The following is a 22,225-nucleotide window of genomic DNA, read 5'->3' on the forward strand; positions in this document are numbered from 1 at the left end:
ACCGCCCCAGCGGGCGCCCCCGGAGGGTCTTCCCGGCGCGAGCGCTCCGCTCGTTCCGACCGTATTCAGAGAGGAATACCGTGAAGAACAGCATCCGACGAGCCGCAGGCGCCGCCTCCCTCGTCCTCATCGCCGGAGTCGCCCTCAGCGCGTGCAGCGCACAGGGAGCGGGCGACGACTCGTCGAAGTCGCTCACCCTCTGGGACAGCTTCACCCAGTACGACGCGTCCTCCCCCTACGGCCAGCTCCTGGCCGGCTGCGAGGCCTCGACCGGGATCACCCTCGAGCGCACCTCCGACCCCGACCTCACCACCAAGCTCCTGCAGTCGGCCGCGTCGAAGACCACGCCGAACCTGGTCGTCCTCGACAACCCCAACGTCGCGAAGTTCGCCGACACCGGCCTGCTCGTCGACAACGCCGCCTCCGGGCTCGACACCAGCGACGTCCTCCCGAACGTGCTCGCCGCCGGCCAGCTGGACGGGAAGACCTACGGCTCGTCGATCGGCTCGAACACCCTCGCGCTCTTCTACAACAAGGCGCTCTTCGAGGCAGCCGGCGTCACTCCGCCGACGACCTGGGACGAGCTGACCACCGCCGCGAAGGCCCTCACCGCGGGCGACGTCACCGGGCTCGGCTTCTCCGCGGTCGGCACCGAGGAGGGCACCTTCCAGTTCCTGCCCTTCTTCTGGGGCTCCGGTGCGACCCTCGAGGACATCTCCTCCGACGACGCCGTCTCGGCGCTCGCGCTCTGGACCGACCTGGTGAAGAGCGGCTCGGCCTCGCAGGCGAACGTCAACGCCAACCAGCAGGACGTCCGCGACCAGTTCCTCGCGGGCAAGCTCGGGATGATGGTCAACGGCACCTGGCAGCTCTCCGCCCTCGACGAGGCGGGCATCGACTACGGCGTCGTGCCGATCCCGGCGAAGGACGGGGGAGCGGCACCGAGCCCGCTCGGCGGCGAGTTCGTCGAGGTGGTCGCCTCCGACGCCGCGAAGCAGACCCTCGCCACGGAGTTCGCGCAGTGCGTCATCCAGCCCGACAGCCTGAAGGCCTGGGCGGCCGGCCAGTCGTACATCATGCCGTACGCCGACGCGGCCGCCGAACAGGCGACCGAGGACCCCGCGCTCCAGCCGTGGGTGGAGGCCATCTCGGTCGCGCAGGGACGCACCAGCGACCTCGGCGTCGCCTACCCCGACACCTCGAAGGCGCTCTGGACCGCGATCCAGGAGTCGCTGACCGGCTCGAAGACGCCGCAGGCGGCCCTCGACGACGCCGCGGCGAGCCTGAAGTAGCGGCCGCATGACCGACCCCGCCGTGCTCACGGCGCCGGTCGCGGGCGGGGCGGCCACCAGGCCGCCCGCCCGCCGCCGACCCCGCTCTCACCTCCGCCTCGCCGCCGCCGCCTTCATGGCGCCCGTGGTGATCTTCCTCGCCGTCTTCTTCGTCTACCCGATCATCCGCGGCGTCGTCCTCAGCCTCCAGGACTTCGGACCGTCGTCCTTCGTGACCGGGATCGCCCCCTTCGTCGGCTTCGACAACTACGTCACGGTCGTCACCGATCCGATCTTCGCGAGCATCGCCTGGCACACCGTGGTCTTCACCGTGGTCTCGCTGGTGGGCCAGTTCACGATCGGCATGGCCCTGGCGCTGTTCTTCAGCCGCCGGTTCCCGCTCTCGGCGACGTTCCGCTCCCTCATCCTGCTGCCGTGGCTCCTGCCGCTGATCGTCTCGGCGACGGCCTGGCGCTGGATCTTCGACCAGCAGTTCGGCATCCTGAACGCCGCGATCGGCACGCCGGTCGGCTGGCTGACCGATCCGTCCGTCTCGCTGTGGGCGGTCATCATCGCCAACATCTGGCTGGGCATCCCGTTCAACATGGTGCTGCTGCACGGAGGCCTGCAGGGCATCCCCGAGAGCCTCTACGAGGCCGCGGCACTGGACGGCGCCTCGCGCTGGCGGTCCTTCTGGAGCATCACCTGGCCGCTGCTGCGACCGGTGACCTCCGTCACGCTCCTCCTCGGCCTCGTCTACACGATCAAGGTGTTCGACGTCATCTGGATCCTCACCAAGGGAGGCCCGGCCAACAGCTCGCACACCCTGGCGACGTGGGCCTACGAGCAGTCCTTCACCGACCTGCAGTTCGGAGTCGGAGCGGCGGCCGGCCAGATCCTCGTGATCGTCGCCCTCGTCTTCGGCGTGATCTACATCCGCGCCCAGCGCAAGGAGGACCTCGGATGAACCGGCACACCACAGGGCTGCGCCGCGGGATCGACGTGGTCATCGCGATCGTGCTCTGCGGCTTCCTCCTCTTCCCGCTCTACTGGATGGTCAACGTCTCGCTGACCAAGCCGCAGAACCTGATCCAGACCCCGCCGAGCCTGTTCCCCGGCGACCCGACCCTCGACGGGTACGTGCAGGCGTTCTCGACGCAGCTGCCGAACCTCATCACGAGCCTCGTGATCTCGATCGGCTGCGTGATCCTGACGCTGGCGATCGCCCTGCCCGCCGCTTTCGCGATGGCGAAGTTCCGGGTGCGGGGGACCGGCGTCGTGATGTTCGTGTTCCTCCTCGCCCAGATGATCCCCGGGATCGTCCTGGTCACCGCGCTGTTCGCGATCTACAACGCGCTGGGGCTGCTCAACACCTATCCGGGCCTGATCCTCGCCGACGCGACCGCCTCCGTGCCGTTCGCGGTGATCATCCTCCGGGCCTTCATGCTCGGCATCCCCGACGAGCTGATCGAGGCCGCGCGGATCGACGGTGCGAGCAACTGGCGCTCCTTCGTCTCGATCGTCATCCCGCTGAGCCGGAACTCGATCGTGACCGCGGGCCTGTTCTCGTTCCTGTTCGCCTGGGCCGACTTCCTCAACGCGAACTCGCTCACCTCGGGCAACAGCATCGTGCCGTTCACCCTCGGCCTCTACCGCTACATCGGATCGACCACCACCAACTGGAACGGGATCATGGCGACCGCCGTGATCGCCTCCATCCCGGCCGCCGTGCTGCTGATCGTGGCCCAGCGCTACGTCGCCGCCGGGGTCACCGCCGGCGCGGTCAAGGACTGAGCGCCGTGCCCGACTCGAGGAAGCAGGAGCACATGGACACCGACGCGTTCGCGCTCGAGGGGGACCGCCTCGTCTGGCGCGGCGACGGCGAGACCGTCGTCGTCGAGCCGTGGGGGAGGGACAGCGTCCGGGTCCGCGCCCGCCGGTCCGGGGAGGTCCTCGACACCGACTGGGCGCTGATCGCCCCCGAGCGCCACGCGCCGGAGGTCTCGATCGAGGGACCGCGGGCGACGCTGCGCGCCGGCGGCATCACCGTCGTCCTCGAGCAGCAGGAGGGCTACGGGTACCAGACCGGCTACCACGAGCTCTCCTGCTCCCTCTCCTTCTACGACCGTCGGGGGGAGCTGCTCTTCCGAGAGCTCGGGAGCGGGGGAGCGCTCAAGCTGCGCGCCCGCGAGCAGCGTCCGCACCTGGGCGGCGACTTCCGGCTGACCGCGCTGTTCGAGACGTCCCCCGACGAGAAGCTGTACGGGATGGGGCAGTACCAGCAGGACATCCTCGATCTGAAGGGCTGCACGCTCGAGCTCGCGCACCGCAACTCGCAGTCGAGCGTCCCGTTCGTGCTGTCGAGCCGCGGCTACGGGTTCCTCTGGCACAACCCCGCGATCGGCCGCGCGACTTTCGCAGCCAACCGCACGGAGTGGTCCGCCGAGTCCTCCCAGCAGCTCGACTACTGGGTGACCGCGGGGGAGACCCCGGCCGACATCACCCGGGTCTACGCCGACGCGACCGGGCACGTCCCAATGATGCCCGAGCACGGCCTCGGCTTCTGGCAGTGCAAGCTGCGCTACTGGAACCAGGAGCAGCTGCTCGAGGTCGCCCGCGAGCACCGGCGCCGCGGCCTGCCGATGGACGTCATCGTGGCCGACTTCTTCCACTGGCCGCACATGGGCGACTTCCGCTTCGAGGAGGAGTTCTGGCCGGATCCGTCCGCCATGGTCGCCGAGCTGCGCGAGCTCGGGATCGAGCTGATGGTCTCGGTCTGGCCGCAGGTGTCGGTCGAGTCCGAGAACTACATCGCGATGAAGAAGGGGAACCTCCTCGTCAAGGCCGAGCGGGGCCTGGACCTGCACATGCAGTTCGAGGGTCCGAGCGCGTTCTACGACGCGACGAGCCCCGCCGCCCGGAGGTTCGTCTGGGAGGCGTGCCGGCGCAACTACGGCGAGCACGGGATCCGGCTCTTCTGGCTCGACGAGGCCGAGCCCGAGTACGGCGTCTACGACTTCGACAACTACCGCTACGCCGCCGGCCCCGCCGTCCAGGTCGGCAACCTCTACCCGCAGGCGTTCTCCCGCGGCTTCTTCGAGGGGCAGAGCGAGGGCGGGGAGACCGCGATCGTCAACCTCGTCCGCACCGCGTGGGCGGGCAGTCAGCGCTACGGCGCGCTCGTGTGGTCGGGCGACATCCACTCGACCTTCGCGGACCTGCGCCACCAGATCACGGCCGGCATCCACATGGGCGTCGCGGGGATCCCGTGGTTCACGACCGACATCGGAGGATTCGCCGGGGGAGACCCGTCGGATCCGGAGTTCCGTGAGCTCCTCGTGCGCTGGTTCCAGTTCGGCGCGTTCAGCCCCGTGATGCGCTTGCACGGCGACCGCGCGCCGTCGGCCCCGGTCACGGCCGCCGACGGGAGCCGCCGCGCCGCGACCGGAGCCGGGAACGAGGTGTGGAGCTTCGGCGAGGAGGCCACGCCGATCCTCACCCGCCTGCTGCATCTTCGCGAGACCCTGCGCCCGTACACGCGCGCGGCGATGCGGGAGGCGCACGAGCTGGGCCAGCCGGTGCTGCGAGCGGTGTTCCACGAGTTCCCGGGGGACCCGGAGGCCTGGGATCTGGCCGACCAGTACCTCTTCGGCTCGGACCTGCTCGTGGCTCCGGTCACGCACGCCGGAGCCGTCTCCCGTCGGGTCTACCTGCCCGCCGGGGCGCGGTGGACGGAGCTCTCGACGGGCGCCGAGCACGAGGGCGGGCAGTGGATCGTCGCCGACGCGCCCCTGGCCGTCATCCCGGTCTTCGCGCGCGACGGTCGGCAGGCGCACCTCGTCGGGCAGCTCTGAGCGAAGGCTCCCCGCTGTCCGGAGGTTCCGCCGCGAGGAGCTCCCCCGCGTCAGCCCGTCCCCTCGAGCCAGAAGTCGACCGCGTCGGGGGACGGGCGTTCGGCGACCCGGACGACGTCGCCGAACTCGAGCACGCTGTCCGGATCCTCCTGGACGGCCGGCCACCGCTCGCGGCCGGCGGCGTCCGGATCGCCGTGGGAGACGAATGCGAGCCAGCGCGCGGTCATCTCCTGCTCGAGCCGGCGGTCGACGTCCGTGTAGTCGGCGTCGCCGTCCGCCCCGAGGTTCCCGTACGCGTACATCACCTCGGCGCCGTGGTACGCGCCGAACCGCTCGAGTCCGCTCTCCGGGGGAGTGCGCGTGAAGATGTAGGCGTGGACGCCCGCCCGCCCGGTCCGGGCGGCCGTCAGCGCCCAGAGCCGCATCGGGGCGGTCATCGTCCGGTCGCTGCCGGCGCGCAGCCGGGAGTCGACGACCTGGTCCTCGACGGCACCCGGGTACAGCGCGAGGAATCGGTCCGCGTCGTCTCCGTGCTCCCGGCGCACCTCCTGCTCGTAGGCGTTCGGATCCGGGTCGACGCCTCCCAGCAGATCGAGCGAGGTCTCGTCGGAGTTGCTGCCGAGCAGGAGGGGGACGTCGTTCTGCCGACCGGCCTCGTAGACGGCGAGCGGCGTGTCGGGGAGGACGACGCCGTCGATCGAGGGCCACCAGTGCTGCGAGAGGCCCGCGGCGGCCGCGACGACGCGCTCGGCCGGCAGGGCTCTCATCTCGGCGAGGCTCGCCCCGCCGAGGGCCTCGCTCAGGCGCGCAGCCGCCTCCCGTGCGGTGGCGGCGTCGTCGTAGAGGTCGCCGGCCTCGCGGTCTCCCGCCGACCCCAGGCATCCTCCGCTCTCCCCGATGATCCCGTGGAGGAGGCCGGCCGCGAGGGGCGAGGCCCCGAGGATGCAGGCGCTGCCGGAGCCGGCGGACTGGCCGGCGACCGTCACCCGCCCCGGGTCCCCGCCGAAAGCGGCGATGTTGTCCTGCACCCACTGCAGAGCGGCGACCTGGTCGAGCAGTCCCTGATTCCCCGGGGTGCCGCCGCCGAGCACATCACCGGCGAGGAAACCGAGGACGCCCAGACGGTAGGCGACGGTGACGACCACCGCGCCCCGGGAGGCGAGCGCCGCGCCGTCGTAGGCGGGGAGGGCGCCGGACCCCGAGACGAACGCGCCGCCGTGGAGGTAGACGAGGACCGGGCTGGAGTCGCCCGCCCCGCCGGCCGGCGTCCAGATGTTCAGGCGGAGGCTGTCCTCGTCCGTCGCGTACCCGCCGAGGAGCGTCTCCTCCAGCGGCAGGTCGAGCACGCGGGTCGCCGCTCGGGAGAGGAACGTCGGCTCCGGCTGAACGGCGGAGGGGCCGAAGTCGTCGGCCACGAGGGTCGCCGACCGCTGCGGGGCCGGGCGGGGCGCCTCCCAACGCAGCGGGCCGACCGGGGGAGCGGCGTAGGGGATCCCCGCGAAGGCGTCGACCCCGGCCGCGGCGTCGTGCACACCGACGACGTCGCCCTGCCGGGTCATGACCGGGGCGCTGTGCGGACCGGCGAGCGTCCGCGTCGCTGGGAGAGGACCCGCGGCGAGGGCGACGGCTCCGATGAGCCCTGCGGACGCGACCCAGGCCGCCGTACGCAGCATCCAGTGCCGGTGCCGCCATCTCCGCGAGACGGCCGCGATCAGGACCGCGGCCGCCGCGACGACGAGCCACCCCCACCACTCCACCCGGTTCAGCCAGGCGAGGACCGCCCCGATGAGCACGACGGTCGCGGTCGGCAGCCACCGGGACCGTCGCCGTCGAGGTTCGGGCGTTCCAGTTCTCGATACGGTATGCATTGGAAACGAAACGTACTGAAAAGGCCCATCCAGCGCAAGGATCCGAATAGGCTGGGGGCGTGGTCACAGGCGAGCAGGCTCCGGTCCGGCGGAGGAGCGAGACGCGACGACGTCTCCTCGCCGCGGCCGCCGAGCTCTTCGAGAGCACGGGCACCATCGGCCAGCGCGTCGAGGACATCTGCGCGCAGGCGGGCTTCACCCGCGGCGCGTTCTACTCGAACTTCGCCGGTGTCGACCAGCTCTTCCTCGCACTCCACGAGGAGCAGGCCGCGAGAGTGTGGGGGAGCCTGCAGGAGGCCCTCGACGTCCAGCTGCAGGAGGAGCACCGCGCGGCGACCCTCGACGGCGCCGTACGCTCCCTCCTCGACGCGCTCCCGTCCAGCCGCGAGTGGTTCTCCCTGCGGTCGGTGCTCCTGGCACGCGCTGCCGCGGACCCGGAGTTCGCCGAGCGGATGATGATCGACGACGACCGCGTCTCGCGCGAGCTGGGCGAGCGCTTCGCCGCCCTCGCCGCCGTGCACGGCCGCGTCCCCGCCGTCGAGTCCGCCGTCCTGGCGAAGGCCGTCGTCGCGGCGCACGTCGGGTCGGTGAGCCAGTGGCCCGTGGACACCAGCGCCGAACTCACGCAGCGCCTGGTCGTCGCCGCGGTGATCCGAGGCCTCACCGTCGAAGCGCCCGGTCTGCCATCGGAGTGCGGCGGCGATCGATGACGTCCTGTCGCAGGAGCATTGAGGGGAGCCGATCGCCATCCTGCCGACCGGGGCTTCGGTCGAACTGACATAATGTGCATTATCGGATAACGGCGGAAGGGCCGGACGGACCGGGACTGAGGCCGCCCGACGGTCCGGCACGTCATCAGCGGATCGGCGAATGCTCCACCCACGGCTCGACGTCCTCGTACCAGCACGTCTCGGTCGAAGTGTCGAAGCGCGTGACCAGCCGCAGCTGCGGATCGACGGTCATCGTGCCGCGGACGCCGCCGTCGCCTCGATCCTCTCGGGCGCCCGCCGCAACGCGCGTCGGCGTTCCTGCGAGCGCTCCCGCCGGTTCACCATCACCGCGACGGCATCGAGAAGGATGCTCACGCCGGCCGGCGTCCGCCGGCGGACGGACTGCGCCCACGACGGCGTCGGACTCCCCCGATGCCGGTCCATTGCCGTCCACCGGGGCCATCCGTCGAGGAGCGCAGACCCGTGCGCCGGCGTCAGCCCCTGGTGAGGATCAGGCGAAGTCGGAGATGTCGCCGACGAGGCGGGTATTGTCCGCGGGGATCGGCTCGACGGCCGCCAGAGCGACCTCGGCCGCGAACTCCTGCACGTTGTAGAGCTTGCCGGCCGACTCGCGACGCGAGCTGATCGCGCCCGGGTTCGCGCGCTCCAGCAGGGTCGCGGTGATGGTGCCCTCGATCATGTCGCCCGAGACGACGACGAACTCGATCCCGCGCTCGGCGAGCTCACCGATCCGCTCGCGCAGGGCGTCCTCGCCGGCGCGCTTGGAGAGCGCGACGGGCTCGTACTCGGGCATCGTGGGCGTGGTCCGGATGAAGTGCGCCTGGTGGCTCGTGACGAACACGACACGGGAGCCCTCGGAGAGCAGCGGCAGCGCCGCGTCGAGCACGGCGACCTGCGAGTCGCGGTTGAGGACCATCGCGTAGTCCTCCCCCATGTTGCTCTCCATGCCGCCGGAGGCGTTCAGGACGAGCACGTCCAGTCCTCCGTACTCCTTCTCGATGCGGGAGAAGAGCTCGGCGCGCGAGTCGGCGTCGGTGAGATCGGCGCCGACGGCGATGGCGGTGCCGCCGGCCTCGACGATCTGCGCGACGAGCTTGTCGGCGCGCGGCGCCTTCGAGCGGTAGTTGACGACGACGCGGGCTCCGGCCTCGGCCAGGTAGCGGACCGTGTCGGCGCCGATGCCGCGGGACGACCCGGTGACGAGAGCGCGCTTGCCGTCGAAGGAGCCGGGGGCGAGGGGATTGGACACGGGTATTCCTCCAGAACGCCGGCTCGGAGACCGGATCGGGCACGATGACGGGCCACGGCCCGACGGAGGAGTCTACCAAGGGCCTCGAGACCGTCGGCGCACCCCTCTCCCAGCCCTCGTCCGGGGGGCGTTGATAGCCTGGGAATGCTCGTCGAGGGGAAGGAGCACACAGCATGGACGCTGTCATCCAGTACGCGTGGATCCTCTGGCTCGCGCTGATCCTCATCTTCGTGATCGTCGAGATGATCACTCTCGAGTTCACGTTCCTGATGCTCGCCGTCGGCAGCATCGGCGGACTGCTGACCGGGCTGGTCGGGGCTCCCTTCTGGGTCCAGGTCCCCGTCGCGGCCGTCCTCGCCGCCCTCCTGCTGTTCACCGTCCGGCCGCCGCTGCTGCGGCTGCTGAAACGGGGCGGCGATCCCACCCCCAGCGGAGCGGACGCTCTCCTCGGGCTCTCCGGCAGCGTCGTCCTCGCCGGCCCCGGAGCCCGCCAGGTCAAGCTCGCCAACGGCGAGACCTGGACCGTCCGCCTGTCCCCGCTCGTCGAGGACCGCACACTCGGAGTCGGCGAGAGAGTCGTCGTCACCGCCATCGAGGGCGCGACCGCGGTCGTCGTCCCCGCCGAAAGGAGCACACCGTGACACCGTCCTCCGTCGTGACGATCGTCGTCGTCGCCGCCGTCGTCCTCTTCGCCCTGGTCGTCCTCTTCCGAGCGGTCCGCATCATCCCCCAGGCCACCGCCGGGGTCGTGGAGCGCCTCGGCAAGTACCACAAGACCCTGCTGCCGGGCCTCAATCTCGTCGTGCCGTTCATCGACCGGGTCCGCCCGCTGATCGATCTGCGCGAGCAGGTCGTCTCGTTCCCGCCCCAGCCCGTGATCACGGAGGACAACCTCGTCGTCTCGATCGACACGGTCGTCTACTTCCAGGTGACGGACGCCCGCGCGGCGACCTACGAGATCGCCAACTACCTCGGCGCGGTCGAGCAGCTGACCACCACCACGCTCCGCAACGTCGTCGGCGGCCTGAACCTCGAGGAGGCGCTGACCTCCCGCGACAACATCAACGGGCAGCTGCGCATCGTCCTCGACGAGGCGACCGGCAAGTGGGGCATCCGCGTCGGACGCGTGGAGCTCAAGGCCATCGACCCGCCCCTCTCCATCCAGGACTCGATGGAGAAGCAGATGCGCGCCGAGCGCGACCGTCGAGCCGTGATCCTCACCGCCGAGGGCACCAAGCAGTCCCAGATCCTGAACGCCGAAGGTCAGCGCCAGGCCGCGATCCTCGCTGCGGAGGGCCAGGCGAAGGCGGCGGTCCTGCGGGCCGAGGGTGAGGCCAAGGCGATCACCACCGTCTTCCACGCCATCCACGAGGGCCGCCCCGACAGCGAGCTCCTCGCCTACCAGTACCTCCAGACACTCCCCAAGATCGCCGAGGGCAGCGCGAACAAGCTCTGGGTCATCCCGAGCGAGCTCACCGAGGCGCTGAAGGGCATCGGAGGCGCGCTCGGCCAGCGCGGCCAGTCCGCCCCGGCGGTCCGCCCGCAGGACGCGGCACCCACGTCGGCGCCTGCGCCTCCCGCGCCTGCCGCATCCGGGTCCGTCGGCTCCACGCCTGTCGTGCCCGGATCCGACACGTCCGCCCCCTTGGCGGCCGCGACGACCGACGGAACCCCGGACTCCGCGCCCACTCCCCCGCCGCCGGCCGTCTGAGCCGCGGATCCGGTCCGCGATGCGCGCCTCCGAGCGACCCCTCGTCCTGAGTGGGCCGACCCCCCGGGCGATCGCGCATCGCGGATTCGGCCCGCCGGCCGAGGGCAACACGCTCGCCGCCTTCGAGCGCGCCCTCGCCGCGGGTGCGGACCTCCTCGAGACGGACGCGCGCGCGTCCCTCGACGGGGTCGCGGTGCTCGTCCACGACGCCGAGGTGATCGACCACTCCGGCCGCCGCCACGTCGTCGCCGCCACCCGGTGGGAGGAGCTCGCCGACCTCCAGCTGGCGGGCGGCGCCCGGCTCGCCTCTCTCGAGCAGGCCCTCGCCGCTCTCCCCCGCGCGCGCTTCAATCTCGACGTGAAGTCGCGGGACGCGATCGACCCGGTCGTCGCGGCGGTGTCCGGCGCCGCCGCCGCGGAGCGCGTCTTGATCACCTCGTTCTCCGAGATCCGTCGAGCAGCGGCCCTCCGCCGTCTTCCCGGCGCCGCGACCTCGGCGTCGGCGGTCCGCTTCGTCGTCGCCCTGGTCGCCGCCCACCTCGGCGCCGCCCTCCCCGTGCGTCTCGCTCTCCGCGGCATCGACGCGCTCCAGGTGCCCGAGCGCGCGCTCGGCCTCCGCGTCGCGGAGCCGCGGATCCTCGCCCGGCTGCGGGTGACCGGCTGCGAGATCCACCTCTGGACCATCGACGATCCGGAGCGGATGGAGCGGCTCCTCGCGCTCGGGATCGACGGGCTCGTGACCGACCGCACCGACCTCGCCCGAGCGGCCGTCGACGCCTTCCTCAGCGCCCGTCAGCCACGCCCTCAGGAACCGCGGAATACGCCTCCGACCTGAGGATTCTCTGGCAATGGCAGGGACGGGAAGACCACCTCCAGGTACGACGTTGACACTGGGGAAGCACAGCGAGAGGAGACCACACAATGGCAGATCGAAGCTTGCGAGGAATGCGGCTCGGATCCCAGAGCCTGCAGAGCGAAGAAGGCGTCGTCTTCTCCCCGCGATCGACGTACGAGTACCACTGCGCGAACTGCGGCCACGACACCGACATGGTGTTCTCGGCCGATGCGGAAGCGCCGGAGACCTGGGAGTGCCGCTCCTGCGGTCACGAGGCCACTCTGATGGTGGACTCGAAGCCGGTCGTCGTGGACAAGGGCGAGCAGAAGGCTCCGCGCACCCACTGGGACATGCTGCTCGAGCGCCGGACCCGCGCGGAGCTGGAGGAGCTGCTCGAGGAGCGGCTCGCCTATCTGCGCGCCAGGCGCGGTGAGCACAAGATCGGCGCGTAGCGCCGGTCAGCGGGAACGGCGTCGCGGCTCGCGCGTCCTGAGGACGAACGAGACCATGCCGATGAGACCGGCGGCCAGGAAGTACCAGCCGAGGTCTCGCGCCCACACCAGAGCCGGGGTCGTGGTGGAGCTGAGGGGGACCTCGTCCACCATGGCACCCGGCTCGAACCATGTCAGGGAGTCGATCGTCGCGCCGTCCGGCCCGATGATCGCACTCGTCCCGACGGTCGAGATGTTGACCACGCTGCGCCCGGTCTCGATGGCCCGCAGGCGAGCGATGGCGAGCTGCTGGACGCTCTCGTCCGTCCGGCCGAAGTCGGCGTTGTTGGTCTGCCCGAGGATGACCTGGGCACCCCCGTCGACCATCGCGTTCGTCAGCGCGTCGTCCGAGATGTCGAAGCAGATCGCGATGCCTGCGAGGACGCCGTTCACGTCGAAGACGTTGGGACGGGTGCCGATCGAGTAGTCCCGGCTCACCAGGTCGACCAGGTCCGGAGCGAACATCCGCCAGAACGCGCGGTCCGGCATGTACTCGGCGAACGGGACGGGATGCACCTTGTCGTAGACCTGCGTCGCCCCCTCCCCCGCCTTCCAGAGCAGCGAGCTGTTGTAGAAGACGTCGTCCGAGGGGTTCGTGATCGTGCCCACGACGAACGGCGCGTCCATCGTCCGGCTGAGGTAGTCGAGGACGGCGGCCGACTGGGCGTTCCGGGTCGGATCGATGTCGACGCCGTTCTCGGGCCACACCACCATGTCGACGTCCTGGTCGAGGATCGGCAGAGTCGCCGAGGTGTGGTCCTCGAGGATCTGCCCGCGGTAGCTCTGCGAGAACAGGCCCGCATCGGAGTCGCCCTGGACGGCGGCGATCCGGGTCGTGCCCTCCGTCGGTGCCGGCCAGGCGGGGAACACCAGCGCCACGATCGCGAAGCCCGCGAGAGCGCTGACGCGAGAGGAGGCCGGGACGGACATCTCGCGGACGGCCTGCGCGAGCACGGCCGCGAGGAACGCCACCACGAAGCCGAGGCCGGCGAAGCCGATCCACGCCGCGAGACCGGCGAGCGGGCCGAGGGACTGCGAGATCGCGAGGCGGCCCCAGGCGAAACCGCCGTAGGGCCAGACGCTGGTGATCGACTCGCGCCCGATCCAGAGCGCCGCCAGGAGGGCGGGGAGGCCGACCATCCGGCCGAGCGGTCCCGTCCAGACGCGGTGGCCGCGCGTGGAGACGACCGCCATCAGCCCCGCGGAGACCGCGAAGAAGATCGCCTGCAGGCCGGCGAGGGCCGCCCACGGGACCGGGCCGAGGTAGAGGGTCAGCCACTCGATGTGGACACCCCAGAAGACCGCTCCACCGACGAGGCCGACGAGGGCCCCGCTCCAGAAGCCGCGCCCCGCCAGCGCGAACAGGATCGCCGCGGCGCCCCCGATCGCCAGCGGCCAGATATCGGAGTCGGGGAAGCCGCGGTCGAGCACGGCGCCGCCGAGGGCGGCGAGGGGCAGCGCCACCCACAGCGGAACGGTCCGCCCGTCGGGCGGAGGAGCGACCGGCGTCATGCGACGGTCGAGTACGCGACGATGCCGCGGCGGACCAGGTCGAGGGCGGTCCGGGCCGCGCGGCCGACCTTGCCCTCGGCGACGACGGAGAGCTGATCGAGGAGGTCGATGGTCTGCTTCGCCCAGCGCACGAAGTCGCCGGCGGCCATGTCGGACTCGCGGAGCACCATGTCGAGCGGCATGCCCTTGGCCCACATGTTCATCGACAGCGCCAGGCTCGTCGAGATCGGGTTGCTGCCCGGCAGGCGGTGCTCCCGCTCGACATCGTCGAGCCGGGCCCACAGCAGCTGGGTCTTCTCCAGCGCCTCGGGGAACGCGCCGCGGGGCAGGAACTGCTCGCCGAGCGTCCCCTCCTCGCGTCGCGGCTCGAAGACCAGGCAGCACGCCATCGCCGCGAGGCCGGCCGGATCGAGCTCCGTCCACGCCTGCTTCCGGAGGCACTCGGCGACGAGCAGGTCCCGCTCCCCGTAGATCCGGCGGAGCGTGCGACCGTTGGGCGTCAGCGAGAGCTCGCCGACCTCGTCCCGGCGGAAGTAGCCGAGCTCGAGCAGCACGTCCGTGATGTGGTCGAAGATGCGGGCGACGGCGCCGGTGCGCGAGCGGATCTGGCGCTCGATCTCGTCGGTCTCGCGGCGCAGCTTCCACCAGCGCTCGGCCCAGCGCGCGTGCTGCTCGCGGTCGGAGCAGGCGTGGCACGGGTGCGCCTTCATCCGACGCCGCAGGCTCGTGAGCTGTCCCTGGCGCTTCTCGCGCTCGGCGTGGGAGGCCGACTCGCCGCGCACCGCGCCCCGGCGCTCGAGGTCGCCGATCTCACGGCGGATCGCCGCGTACTGCTCGAAGTCGCCCAGGTGGCACTGCATCGCCGTGACGTAGCCCGCCATCGACTCCTCCTGCTGGCGGACCCGGCGGGCGAGATCGACGACGGACCGGTCGGCCTGGAACTGCGCGAACGACGACTCGAGGATCTCGCGCGTGCGCACCCGCCCGAACTGCTCGATCAGGTTCGCGGCCATGTTGTAGCTGGGGCGGAAGCTGGAGTTGAGCGGGTAGGTCCGCCGGGAGGCGAGGGACGCGACCGCCTGAGGGTCCATCCCGCCGCGCCACTGGATCACCGAGTGGCCCTCGACGTCGATGCCGCGTCGGCCCGCCCGGCCGGTGAGCTGGGTGTACTCCCCCGGTGTGATCGGGACGCGCGCCTCGCCGTTGAACTTCTCGAGCTTCTCGAGGACGACCGTGCGGGCCGGCATGTTGATGCCGAGCGCGAGCGTCTCGGTCGCGAAGACCACCCGCACGAGCCGGCGCAGGAACAGCTCCTCGACGACCTCCTTGAAGGCGGGGAGCATCCCGGCGTGGTGCGCGGCGACGCCCCGCTGGAGTCCGTCGAGCCACTCCCAGTAGCCGAGCACCGCGAGGTCCTCGTCGCGGATCGTCCGGCACCGCTCCTCGACGATCGCGCGGATCTCGTCGCGCTCGTGGCGCTCGGTGAGGCGCACGCCCGACCGGAGCACCTGGCGCACAGCCTGGTCGCAGCCCGCACGGCTGAAGACGAAGAAGATCGCGGGGAGGAGGTTCTTGCCGCGGAGGATCTCGACGACCTCCGAGCGCAGCACGAGCTCCTCGGTGCGCTGCTCCGGGTAGCGGCCGCGACCGCCTCGGCCGTTGCGGCCGCCCCTGCCGCCGCGCTCGACCCGGGAGCCGCCCTGGGCCATGCGGGCGAGCTCGGGGTTCACCCGGTTCGTCGCCGCCCGACCGGAGGAGTCGAAGAGGTCGACCAGCTTGCCGCCCACCAGGACGTGCTGGTCGAGCGGGACGGGCCGCTCCTCGGAGACGATGACCTCGGTCTCGCCCCGGACGGTCTGGAGCCAGTCGCCGAACTCCTCGGCGTTCGACACGGTCGCGCTGAGCGAGACCAGCCGCACGCGCTGCGGGAGGTGGATGATGACCTCCTCCCAGACGGCGCCGCGGAAGCGGTCGGCGAGGTAGTGCACCTCGTCCATCACGACGTAGGCGAGGTCGCGCAGGAGGTCCGAGTCGGCGTACAGCATGTTGCGCAGCACCTCGGTCGTCATCACGACGATGCGGGCGCGCGCGTTGACGTTGGAGTCGCCGGTCAGCAGACCGACCTCGGAGGCTCCGTAGTCCTCGACGAACTCCTGGAACTTCTGGTTGCTCAGCGCCTTCATCGGCGTCGTGTAGAAGACCTTGGCCGTCGGGTCCTGCATGGCCAGGTGGATCGCGAACTCGGCCACCGCCGTCTTGCCGGCGCCGGTGGGCGCGGCGACGAGGACGCTGTGGCCGTCGTCGAGCGCGCTGCAGGCCTCGTACTGGAAGGGGTCGAGGTCGAACGCGAGGGTCGAGCGGAACGCCTCGACCCTCACGTGGCCCTGGCGCGTCCGGAACGCGGCGAACCGCTCGGCGGGAGACGGTCCGGTCACGCGGGCAGGTCGGAGGGGCTGCCGTCGAACACCAGCTGGCGCTTGGCGGCGCGCCGGTCGTGCAGGATCGCGATCCCGCAGGCGAGGAAGAACAGGAAGATGATCGGGATGGCCAGGAGGAACATCGAGATCGGGTCGGCCGCGGGGGTCGCGATCGCCGTGAAGAGCACGATCGCCATGATCGCGATGCGCCACGACTTGAGGATCAGCATGCCGGGGAGGATGCCGAGGAAGTTGAGGAGCACCAGGAAGACGGGCAGCACGAACGCGATGCCGACGACCAGCACGAGCTTGAGAACGAACTCGTAGTAGATCTTGGCGTCGAGGAAGCTCGCCGCGTTGCTGCCGGTGAAGCTCGTCAGGAGCTCCACGATGTGCGGGAACACGAACCAGCCGGCCGCGCAGCCCGCGAAGAACAGCGGGATGGCGGTGAGGATGAAGCCGAGGCCGTACCGCATCTCCTTGCGGGTCAGGCCCGGGACGAGGAACGCCCAGATCTGGTAGAGCCAGACCGGGCTCGCCAGGACGATGCCCACCGTGATGGCGATCTGCAGCCGCAGGTCGAAGGCACCGGCGATCGTCGGGAAGTTGAGGATCGCCTCCTTGCCCTGGGTCGAGGCCACCTCGGAGATCGGAGCCTTGAGGGCCTCGAAGACCCACTCCGAGACGAACCACCCCGCGACACACGCGATGACGATCGCGATCGCCGACTTGAAGAGCCTGTTGCGAAGCTCGACGAGGTGCGCCCCGAGCGACATGCGCCCGTCGGGGTTCTTCGTCCGCTTCGTCCGTGGCTTCTTCGGTGCCACGGACGTCATTACTTGAGCGGGGACTCGGGCGGCGTGGTGGTGCCGGTGCCGGTGGTCGAGCCGGTGGATCCGGCGACGGTGCCGGTGGTCCCCTCGGTCGACTCACGGCGCTCGGTGCCGTCCTCGTCCTTCATGGTCTTGACCTCGCTCTTGAAGATCCGCATCGACTGCCCGACACTGCGGGCCAGCTGCGGGAGCTTGGGCGCACCGAACAGGAGGAGGATCACGGCGAGGATGATGAGGAGGTGCCACCCCTGGAGGCCAGCGAACATTGCAGACTCACTTCACTTGTCGGTTGCGGTGTACGAGGAGCTTACCCCGTTCGACCCGTCCTGACCGGCGGAGATCGATCCTGTCGCGACGTGCGTCACGTCGGCCCTCGTGCGCACGCCTCACGTCGTCGCGATCGGCGAACAGCGACGAGGGAGGACGGGGCGGCAGGTGGTCCGTCACTCCTGGACTCAGTGTCTCGAGTTTCGCGGTGACCTCGGACAGCTGTCCGAGGAGCACCTTCCCCTTGCGCCAGTAGGAGAGGGCGAAGAGGACCAGCATCGCCAGAGCGCCCAGCGCGAGGCCGAGCCAGATCAGGATCCACGACCACCAGGTCACGACGGCTCCCCCTCGTTCGCGGCGAGCGCGGAGGCCGCCCAGTGCGCGACCGCGGTGCGCGCCTCGGGGGGTGCCACCACGGTGACGAGACCCGCCAACGACGCCACCAGGCGCGTCAGTCCCTCCAGATGGGCGACGCGGAGACGGACGAGGACACCGTGGTCCTCCTCCCCCGGCACGGGATCGGGGAACTCGGCGTCGGCCGCGTAGTCGCCCAGCAGCACGACGGCGCTGGGAGCGACGCGCAGGTCCACGACGAGATCGGAGGCGGAGGCCTCGAAGAGCCGTTCCGAGAGGGTCACCTCGTTGCGGCGCCGGACGATCGGCGTCCCCGTGTCGCGGAGGGAGCGCATCCTGTCGACCCGGAACGTCCTGACGCCCTCGCGGAGGTGGTCCCATCCGCGCAGGTACCAGTCCCGGTCGACCGATTCGAGCACGAAGGGGTCGACGAGCCGGGACTCGGTCTCGCCGCGGGCGCTGCGGTAGTCGAAAGCGACCTGCGTCGCCGAGCCCATCGCTGTCCGCAGGAGCGCCACAGCGCTGTCCGCGCCCGTGCCGCGCGAGACCGCCACCGCGCTCGGGGCCGAGGAGGCGCCGCGTGCGAGCTTCCCCATCAGCGAGGCGATCCGGTCGTTGCCCTGGTTCTCGGGCAGGGCTGCGAGGTACTGCATGCCGGCGATGAGGGCGGCGGCCTCGCGCGCCGAGAACCTCGGCGAGTCGTCGATCGCGACCTGGTGGGTGAGGACGACGTGGTCGTTCTCCTCGAAGTCGTCCCAGCCGATGTCGAAGAGGTCGTTCGCCTGGTACTGCGCGGTCTCGCCGGGGATGCCCGAGACGGCGATGAGGCGCACCGCGCGCCGCACCTCCTCCTCCGGGATCTCGAAGTGCGCGGCGACCTCGGCGACGGAGACGCGACCCCGGTCGAGCAGGTAGGGAACGAGGGAGAGGAGGACGGCCAGTCGGTCGCGCGCCTGCAGGGAGCGGGGTCTAGCCACGGGGATCCCCTCCATGGTCGTCCAGGGTGCGGCGGAGGCGGTCGAGGACGCGGCGGCGGAGCTCCTCCGGCTCGAGCACCCGCACCTCGGGACCGTGACCGGCGAGCTCGTCCGCGAGCACGTCCGGGTCGGTGTAGTGCAGGCGCAGCAGGCCCTGGCCCTCGCCCTCGGCCTCGGCACGCCCGCCGAGACGGAGGGCGGCGTCGGAGTCGGGGGCGACGCGCAGGAGCGCGCTGTTGCGCTGCAGGATCTCGTCGAGCTGGGCGAGAGCGGTCGCAGCGTGGTCCCCCTCCGCGGGAGGCGCGGTGCGGCCGGTGGACGCGACCGGCCCGACGATCCGCGACAGGAGGAAGGTCCGCGTGCCCTCGGCGCCCTCGTCCCAGCCGTGGAGGTGCCAGCGCCCCTGGTGGTTCACCAGGGCGCGGGGCTGCACCGTGCGCACGCGCGGCTCCTCGCCGCCGGGCTTCAGATAGGGGAAGCGGACGACCTGGCCGCGGTCGAGCGCGGCGTTGAGCGGCTCGAACGAGGACTCGCGGACCCGGATCGAGGGGCTGATGCCGATGACGGGGTCGACGGACTCGACCCCGATCGAGCGCAGCTTGATCAGCGCGCGCCGCGACTCCGCCGAGAGCGTCCCCTCGCGCCAGACCGCGCCGGCCAGGCGGAGCAGCGCGAGCTCCTCCGGATCGAAGGTCAGGTCGGCCGGGAGGTCGTAGCTGCGCTTCGCGATGCGGTACCGGACGGTCTGGGTGTTGCCCGGGTCGCCCGGGGCGTCGACCGTCTCGATCGGGATGCCCAGCTCGCGCAGGTCGTCCTTGTCGCGCTCGAACTGGCGCTCGAGCGAGGTCCGGTCGCCCCGACCCACTCGCTGCCGGTAGCCCTGCACGGTGGAGAGGACGTCGGCCTTCGTCAGTCCGTTCTCGGCCGCGACGAGCGCGAGCACGAGGTTGAACAGACGCTCTTCGGCCGGGACGCGGCTCGAGGACGGGGCGTCGGAAGGCACGCCCTCCAGTCTAGGGCCGGGCCCGGTCAGACCTTTCCGAGGATGTCGGCGACGAAGATCAGCGTCGCGCCGCCGGGGATCCCGCCCTGAGGAGAGCCCTGGTCGCCGTAGCCCTGGTCCGGCGGGATGACCGCTATGACCTGGGATCCGACGGGCTGGCCGATGAGGGCGTCGGCGAATCCGGCGATGACTCCGCCCTGGGTGGTCGAGCCGTCGGCGGCCGTGAAGACGGCGGGAGCGCCCTTCTCCCAGCTGGAGTCGAACACCTTCCCGTCGCTCCACTGCCAGCCGGTGTAGGCCACGACGACCTGGTCGCCCTCGGCGACGACGTCGCCGTCGCCCTTCTTGAGCTGGGCGATGCGGAGGTCGGTCGGTGCGTCGCCCGAGGGCTTCGCGAGCCCCGGGCGTCCGTCGTCGCCGAGCGTCACCGTCGGGAAGCCGTCGGGCGCGGGCTGGGCGGCGCCGTTCGCGCGGGCCAGCGAGGCCTCGCGGACGTCCGCGACGAGCACGAGCGTGTCGTCCTCCGAGATGCCGAGCTGCGACGAGGACTGGCCGAAGCCGTCCTCGGGGGCGATCGCGATGGCGACGCGCGAGCCGACCTGCGTGCAGAGGAGGCCCTCGTTCAGGCCGACGAGCCCGGCTCCGCCGACGCCGAAGCGGGCGGTGCTCGACCCGTCGTAGGGCGAGGTCTCGAGGACCGTGCCGTCCGCGCCGTTGACCAGGGTGTAGTCGATGGTGACGAGCTGGCCCTTCTCGAGCGGTGCGCCCGAGCCCTCGATGAGGGTGCTGACCTGCGTGCCGTCCGCCTTCAGCGGCGTCGGGACGCTGACGTCCGGCTTCGCTCCGAAGTCGCCCGTGGCGCTGACCGCCGCCGAGGAGTCGCCGGAGGAGAACGGAGCGTCGCAGTCCGCCTGCGAGGAGGACGCGGTGCATCCGGTGAGAGCGGCGACGATGCCGATGCCGGCGATGAGCGCGGTGGTCCTGCGCACGGGTCCTCGATTCGAGAGAAGGGGAGCGGTGACGCCCGGGGTGGAGACGGCCCGGAGGCCGGGAACAGCTTAGAGGATGCCCTCGTCGTCGGGCTCCGCGGTCTCCTCGCCGAACCCGCGGGCCCGGGAGAGCTCGGCGCTGGTGGCGGACTCGCGGACCCGCTTGCGGAGGCTCTTGGGGCTCACGGCGCGCTCGCCGAGCGCGCCGGGGGTCCAGGCCTCCACGTCCTCGTCGCTGAAGTCCGTCTTCGACGGGCGACGCTTGAGCTCGGGGAGCACGGTGTCCGGAGCGAGCCGGCGAGCGGTGATGAGGAAGCCGGTGTGGCCGATCATCCGGTGGTCCGGCCGGACCGCGAGGCCCTCGACGTGCCAGCCGCGGACCATGGTCTCGTTCGACGACGGGTTCGTGAACAGGCCCGAGGCGCGGATCGCCTCCGCCGTCCGCGAGAGCTGCGTGACGGTGGCCACGTAGCAGAGGAGCACTCCCCCGGGCGTGAGAGCCTCGGCGGCGACGTCGAGGCACTCCCAGGGCGCGAGCATGTCGAGCACGACGCGGTCGGCCTCGCCGGACGGGACCGTGCCGGGCAGCGCCTCGACGAGGTCGCCGACGGTGACGCTCCAGTTGTCGGGCGTGTAGCCGAGGAAGGTCTCGATGTTCGCCCGTGCGACATCCGCGAACTCCTCGCGCCGCTCGAACGACGACAGCCGGCCGGTCGGACCGACCGCCCGCAGCAGCCAGAGCGAGAGCGCGCCGGAGCCGACACCGGCCTCGACCACGCGGGCGCCGGGGAAGACGTCGGCGAGGGCGAGGATCTGGGCCGCGTCCTTCGGGTACACGATCGCCGCGCCGCGGGGCATCGACATCACGAAGTCGGCGAGGAGGGGTCGCAGCGCGAGGTGCTCGACGCCGACGGTGTTGGTCACCACCGAGCCGTCGGGCAGCCCGATCACCGTGTCGTGCTCGATGCCGCCCCGGTGCGTGTGGAACACCTTGCCGGGAACGAGCGTGATGGTGTTCATCCGCCCCTTGGGTCCCGTCAGCTGGACGCGGTCCCCTGCGCGGAAGGGTCCGGAATGCTGCAGTGCCTCACCGGTCATCGGCGGGCCTCCGTCTCGGTCGTGGCCGGGCCGGAGCCGCGGTGCTCGGAGGACACCGTCGCGAGGTCCGCGACGGTGCGGCCCGCGAGAGTGGGCCAGAGGGCGTAGGGGGCGGCGGGGTCCAGCTCCAGCTGGTGCGGGACGCCGATCGCCGCGGCTCCGGAGGCGACGGCCGCGCCGAGGCCCGTGAGGGAGTCCTCGATCGCGACGCAGGCGGCGATGTCGACACCGAGGGTGCTCGCGGCGAGGAGGTACGCCTCGGGGTGGGGCTTGCTGCGCTCGACCATGTCGCCGCTGACGACGGCGGCGAAGGCGGGGAACGGGATCCGGTCCACGACGGCCGCGGCCATCCGCGAGATCGACATCGTGACCAGCGCCTGCGGCACACCCGCCTCGGACACCGCGTGCAGCAGCTCGAGCGCGCCCGGTCGCCACGGGATGCTCACGGCCAGCTGGTCGACGACCTCGTCGGTCATCCGGTCGATGATCGCGTCGACGGAGAGGTCGACGCCCTTGCCCTGCAGGATGCGGGCGGCGGCGGGCAGGCCCGAGCCGACGAGTCCCATCGCGTCCTCGTGGGTCCACACTCCGCCGAAGGAGGAGACGAGCGCGTGCTCCGACGCCATCCAGTACGGCTCGGTGTCGACGAGCGTCCCGTCCATGTCCCAGAGGACGGCGGCGGGGGCGGACGCTCCTCCGAGCGACTCGGAGGACAGCGGCCAGGCGGAGGTCTCGGGAGTCACGAGCGACCATGGTACCGGCAGG

The 22,225-nt window shown here is 71.4% G+C and carries 22 protein-coding genes; 9 read left to right on the forward strand and 13 right to left on the reverse strand.

The features are described 5' to 3' along the window. Positions 1 to 80 precede the first annotated feature (80 nt). The 4 genes from C5C69_RS06200 to C5C69_RS06215 are packed head-to-tail and all read left to right on the forward strand — an operon-like array spanning position 81 to position 5,125. The gene (locus C5C69_RS06200; RefSeq protein ID WP_104232593.1) at positions 81 to 1,292 is read left to right on the forward strand and encodes an extracellular solute-binding protein; all 1,212 of its coding nucleotides are present in this window, start codon (positions 81 to 83) and stop codon (positions 1,290 to 1,292) included. Between the two features lie 7 nt (positions 1,293 to 1,299). Continuing rightward, positions 1,300 to 2,238 carry a carbohydrate ABC transporter permease gene (locus C5C69_RS06205; RefSeq protein ID WP_104225253.1) on the forward strand — a complete coding sequence of 313 codons (939 nt, stop codon included), beginning with the start codon at positions 1,300 to 1,302 and terminating at the stop codon, positions 2,236 to 2,238. Next, positions 2,235 to 3,065: a carbohydrate ABC transporter permease gene (locus C5C69_RS06210; protein WP_104222044.1), complete on the forward strand. Its 831-nt coding sequence runs from the start codon at positions 2,235 to 2,237 to the stop codon at positions 3,063 to 3,065. The genes C5C69_RS06205 and C5C69_RS06210 overlap by 4 nt, the downstream gene beginning before the upstream one ends. A 32-nt stretch (positions 3,066 to 3,097) precedes the next feature. Further along, a complete protein-coding gene (locus C5C69_RS06215; RefSeq protein ID WP_104257539.1) occupies positions 3,098 to 5,125 on the forward strand; it encodes a TIM-barrel domain-containing protein in 2,028 nt (675 codons plus the stop codon). 50 nt (positions 5,126 to 5,175) lie between these two features. On the opposite strand, the gene C5C69_RS06220 is transcribed toward C5C69_RS06215, so the two are convergent. After that, positions 5,176 to 6,918, reverse strand: a complete 1,743-nt coding sequence (locus C5C69_RS06220) for a carboxylesterase/lipase family protein (protein WP_219812346.1) — start codon at positions 6,916 to 6,918, stop codon at positions 5,176 to 5,178. Positions 6,919 to 7,052: 134 nt separating this feature from the next. Here C5C69_RS06220 and C5C69_RS06225 point away from each other — a divergent pair, with 134 nt between their 5' ends. Further along, a complete protein-coding gene (locus C5C69_RS06225) occupies positions 7,053 to 7,703 on the forward strand; it encodes a TetR/AcrR family transcriptional regulator (protein ID WP_104257541.1) in 651 nt (216 codons plus the stop codon). A 145-nt stretch (positions 7,704 to 7,848) separates the two neighbouring features. On the opposite strand, the gene C5C69_RS16640 is transcribed toward C5C69_RS06225, so the two are convergent. Together C5C69_RS16640 and C5C69_RS06230 are read right to left on the reverse strand one after the other, a co-directional pair. After that, on the reverse strand, positions 7,849 to 8,166 hold the full coding sequence (locus tag C5C69_RS16640; protein WP_146083604.1) for a hypothetical protein: 318 nt from the start codon (positions 8,164 to 8,166) through the stop codon (positions 7,849 to 7,851). A gap of 48 nt (positions 8,167 to 8,214) precedes the next feature. Next, the gene (locus C5C69_RS06230) at positions 8,215 to 8,973 is read right to left on the reverse strand and encodes an SDR family oxidoreductase (protein ID WP_104222036.1); all 759 of its coding nucleotides are present in this window, start codon (positions 8,971 to 8,973) and stop codon (positions 8,215 to 8,217) included. 173 nt (positions 8,974 to 9,146) lie between these two features. Between C5C69_RS06230 and C5C69_RS06235 the strand changes: the two genes are divergently transcribed. From C5C69_RS06235 to C5C69_RS06250, 4 genes are all read left to right on the forward strand, one after another. Continuing rightward, positions 9,147 to 9,614, forward strand: coding sequence for an NfeD family protein (locus C5C69_RS06235; protein WP_104257542.1), 468 nt, complete (start codon positions 9,147 to 9,149; stop codon positions 9,612 to 9,614). Between the two features lie 14 nt (positions 9,615 to 9,628). Then, positions 9,629 to 10,684: an SPFH domain-containing protein gene (locus tag C5C69_RS06240; RefSeq protein WP_374953572.1), complete on the forward strand. Its 1,056-nt coding sequence runs from the start codon at positions 9,629 to 9,631 to the stop codon at positions 10,682 to 10,684. 19 nt (positions 10,685 to 10,703) lie between these two features. Further along, the gene (locus C5C69_RS06245; protein ID WP_104257544.1) at positions 10,704 to 11,519 is read left to right on the forward strand and encodes a glycerophosphodiester phosphodiesterase family protein; all 816 of its coding nucleotides are present in this window, start codon (positions 10,704 to 10,706) and stop codon (positions 11,517 to 11,519) included. An 86-nt stretch (positions 11,520 to 11,605) separates the two neighbouring features. Continuing rightward, positions 11,606 to 11,971 (forward strand): RNA polymerase-binding protein RbpA, encoded by a 366-nt coding sequence (locus C5C69_RS06250; RefSeq protein WP_068207052.1) that lies wholly within the window; start codon positions 11,606 to 11,608, stop codon positions 11,969 to 11,971. A gap of 6 nt (positions 11,972 to 11,977) precedes the next feature. On the opposite strand, the gene lnt is transcribed toward C5C69_RS06250, so the two are convergent. The 10 genes from lnt to C5C69_RS06300 form a co-directional block, all read right to left on the reverse strand. Then, entirely contained in the window at positions 11,978 to 13,522 is a 1,545-nt protein-coding gene (gene lnt / locus C5C69_RS06255; protein WP_104257545.1) for an apolipoprotein N-acyltransferase, read from the reverse strand. Further along, positions 13,519 to 15,957, reverse strand: coding sequence for an RNA helicase (locus C5C69_RS06260; RefSeq protein WP_104257546.1), 2,439 nt, complete (start codon positions 15,955 to 15,957; stop codon positions 13,519 to 13,521). Before C5C69_RS06260 ends, lnt begins: the two co-directional genes overlap by 4 nt. Continuing rightward, a complete protein-coding gene (gene tatC, locus C5C69_RS06265; protein WP_374952911.1) occupies positions 15,954 to 16,775 on the reverse strand; it encodes a twin-arginine translocase subunit TatC in 822 nt (273 codons plus the stop codon). The genes C5C69_RS06260 and tatC overlap by 4 nt, the downstream gene beginning before the upstream one ends. Then, complete coding sequence (gene tatA / locus C5C69_RS06270; protein ID WP_104232603.1) at positions 16,775 to 17,038, reverse strand: Sec-independent protein translocase subunit TatA; 264 nt, start codon at positions 17,036 to 17,038, stop codon at positions 16,775 to 16,777. Before tatA ends, tatC begins: the two co-directional genes overlap by 1 nt. A gap of 7 nt (positions 17,039 to 17,045) precedes the next feature. After that, entirely contained in the window at positions 17,046 to 17,375 is a 330-nt protein-coding gene (locus C5C69_RS06275; protein WP_104257547.1) for a hypothetical protein, read from the reverse strand. Further along, on the reverse strand, positions 17,372 to 18,370 hold the full coding sequence (locus C5C69_RS06280; protein ID WP_104283651.1) for a YafY family protein: 999 nt from the start codon (positions 18,368 to 18,370) through the stop codon (positions 17,372 to 17,374). Before C5C69_RS06280 ends, C5C69_RS06275 begins: the two co-directional genes overlap by 4 nt. Beyond that, a complete protein-coding gene (locus C5C69_RS06285) occupies positions 18,363 to 19,373 on the reverse strand; it encodes a YafY family protein (protein WP_104237454.1) in 1,011 nt (336 codons plus the stop codon). The genes C5C69_RS06280 and C5C69_RS06285 overlap by 8 nt, the downstream gene beginning before the upstream one ends. Before the next feature lie 26 nt (positions 19,374 to 19,399). Next, positions 19,400 to 20,362 (reverse strand): FKBP-type peptidyl-prolyl cis-trans isomerase, encoded by a 963-nt coding sequence (locus C5C69_RS06290; protein WP_104222014.1) that lies wholly within the window; start codon positions 20,360 to 20,362, stop codon positions 19,400 to 19,402. A gap of 69 nt (positions 20,363 to 20,431) precedes the next feature. After that, the gene (locus C5C69_RS06295) at positions 20,432 to 21,460 is read right to left on the reverse strand and encodes a tRNA (adenine-N1)-methyltransferase (RefSeq protein WP_104222012.1); all 1,029 of its coding nucleotides are present in this window, start codon (positions 21,458 to 21,460) and stop codon (positions 20,432 to 20,434) included. After that, entirely contained in the window at positions 21,457 to 22,203 is a 747-nt protein-coding gene (locus tag C5C69_RS06300) for an HAD family phosphatase (protein ID WP_258065145.1), read from the reverse strand. Before C5C69_RS06300 ends, C5C69_RS06295 begins: the two co-directional genes overlap by 4 nt. Positions 22,204 to 22,225: the final 22 nt, after the last annotated feature.

The organism is Rathayibacter sp. AY1C7 (genome assembly GCF_002931865.1).
Lineage (GTDB): Bacteria > Actinomycetota > Actinomycetes > Actinomycetales > Microbacteriaceae > Rathayibacter.

What these genes read in the sequence shown, in the direction of transcription:
- C5C69_RS06205 (WP_104225253.1), top strand. Translation starts at nt 1,300, where the DNA reads ATGACCGACCCCGCCGTGCTCACGGCGCCGGTCGCGGGCGGGGCGGCC.
- C5C69_RS06210 (WP_104222044.1), top strand. Translation starts at nt 2,235, where the DNA reads ATGAACCGGCACACCACAGGGCTGCGCCGCGGGATCGACGTGGTCATC.
- C5C69_RS06215 (WP_104257539.1), top strand. Translation starts at nt 3,098, where the DNA reads ATGGACACCGACGCGTTCGCGCTCGAGGGGGACCGCCTCGTCTGGCGC.
- C5C69_RS16640 (WP_146083604.1), bottom strand. Translation starts at nt 8,166, where the DNA reads ATGGCCCCGGTGGACGGCAATGGACCGGCATCGGGGGAGTCCGACGCC.
- C5C69_RS06235 (WP_104257542.1), top strand. Translation starts at nt 9,147, where the DNA reads ATGGACGCTGTCATCCAGTACGCGTGGATCCTCTGGCTCGCGCTGATC.
- C5C69_RS06245 (WP_104257544.1), top strand. Translation starts at nt 10,704, where the DNA reads ATGCGCGCCTCCGAGCGACCCCTCGTCCTGAGTGGGCCGACCCCCCGG.
- C5C69_RS06250 (WP_068207052.1), top strand. Translation starts at nt 11,606, where the DNA reads ATGGCAGATCGAAGCTTGCGAGGAATGCGGCTCGGATCCCAGAGCCTG.
- lnt (WP_104257545.1), bottom strand. Translation starts at nt 13,522, where the DNA reads ATGACGCCGGTCGCTCCTCCGCCCGACGGGCGGACCGTTCCGCTGTGG.
- tatC (WP_374952911.1), bottom strand. Translation starts at nt 16,775, where the DNA reads ATGACGTCCGTGGCACCGAAGAAGCCACGGACGAAGCGGACGAAGAAC.
- tatA (WP_104232603.1), bottom strand. Translation starts at nt 17,038, where the DNA reads ATGTTCGCTGGCCTCCAGGGGTGGCACCTCCTCATCATCCTCGCCGTG.
- C5C69_RS06295 (WP_104222012.1), bottom strand. Translation starts at nt 21,460, where the DNA reads ATGACCGGTGAGGCACTGCAGCATTCCGGACCCTTCCGCGCAGGGGAC.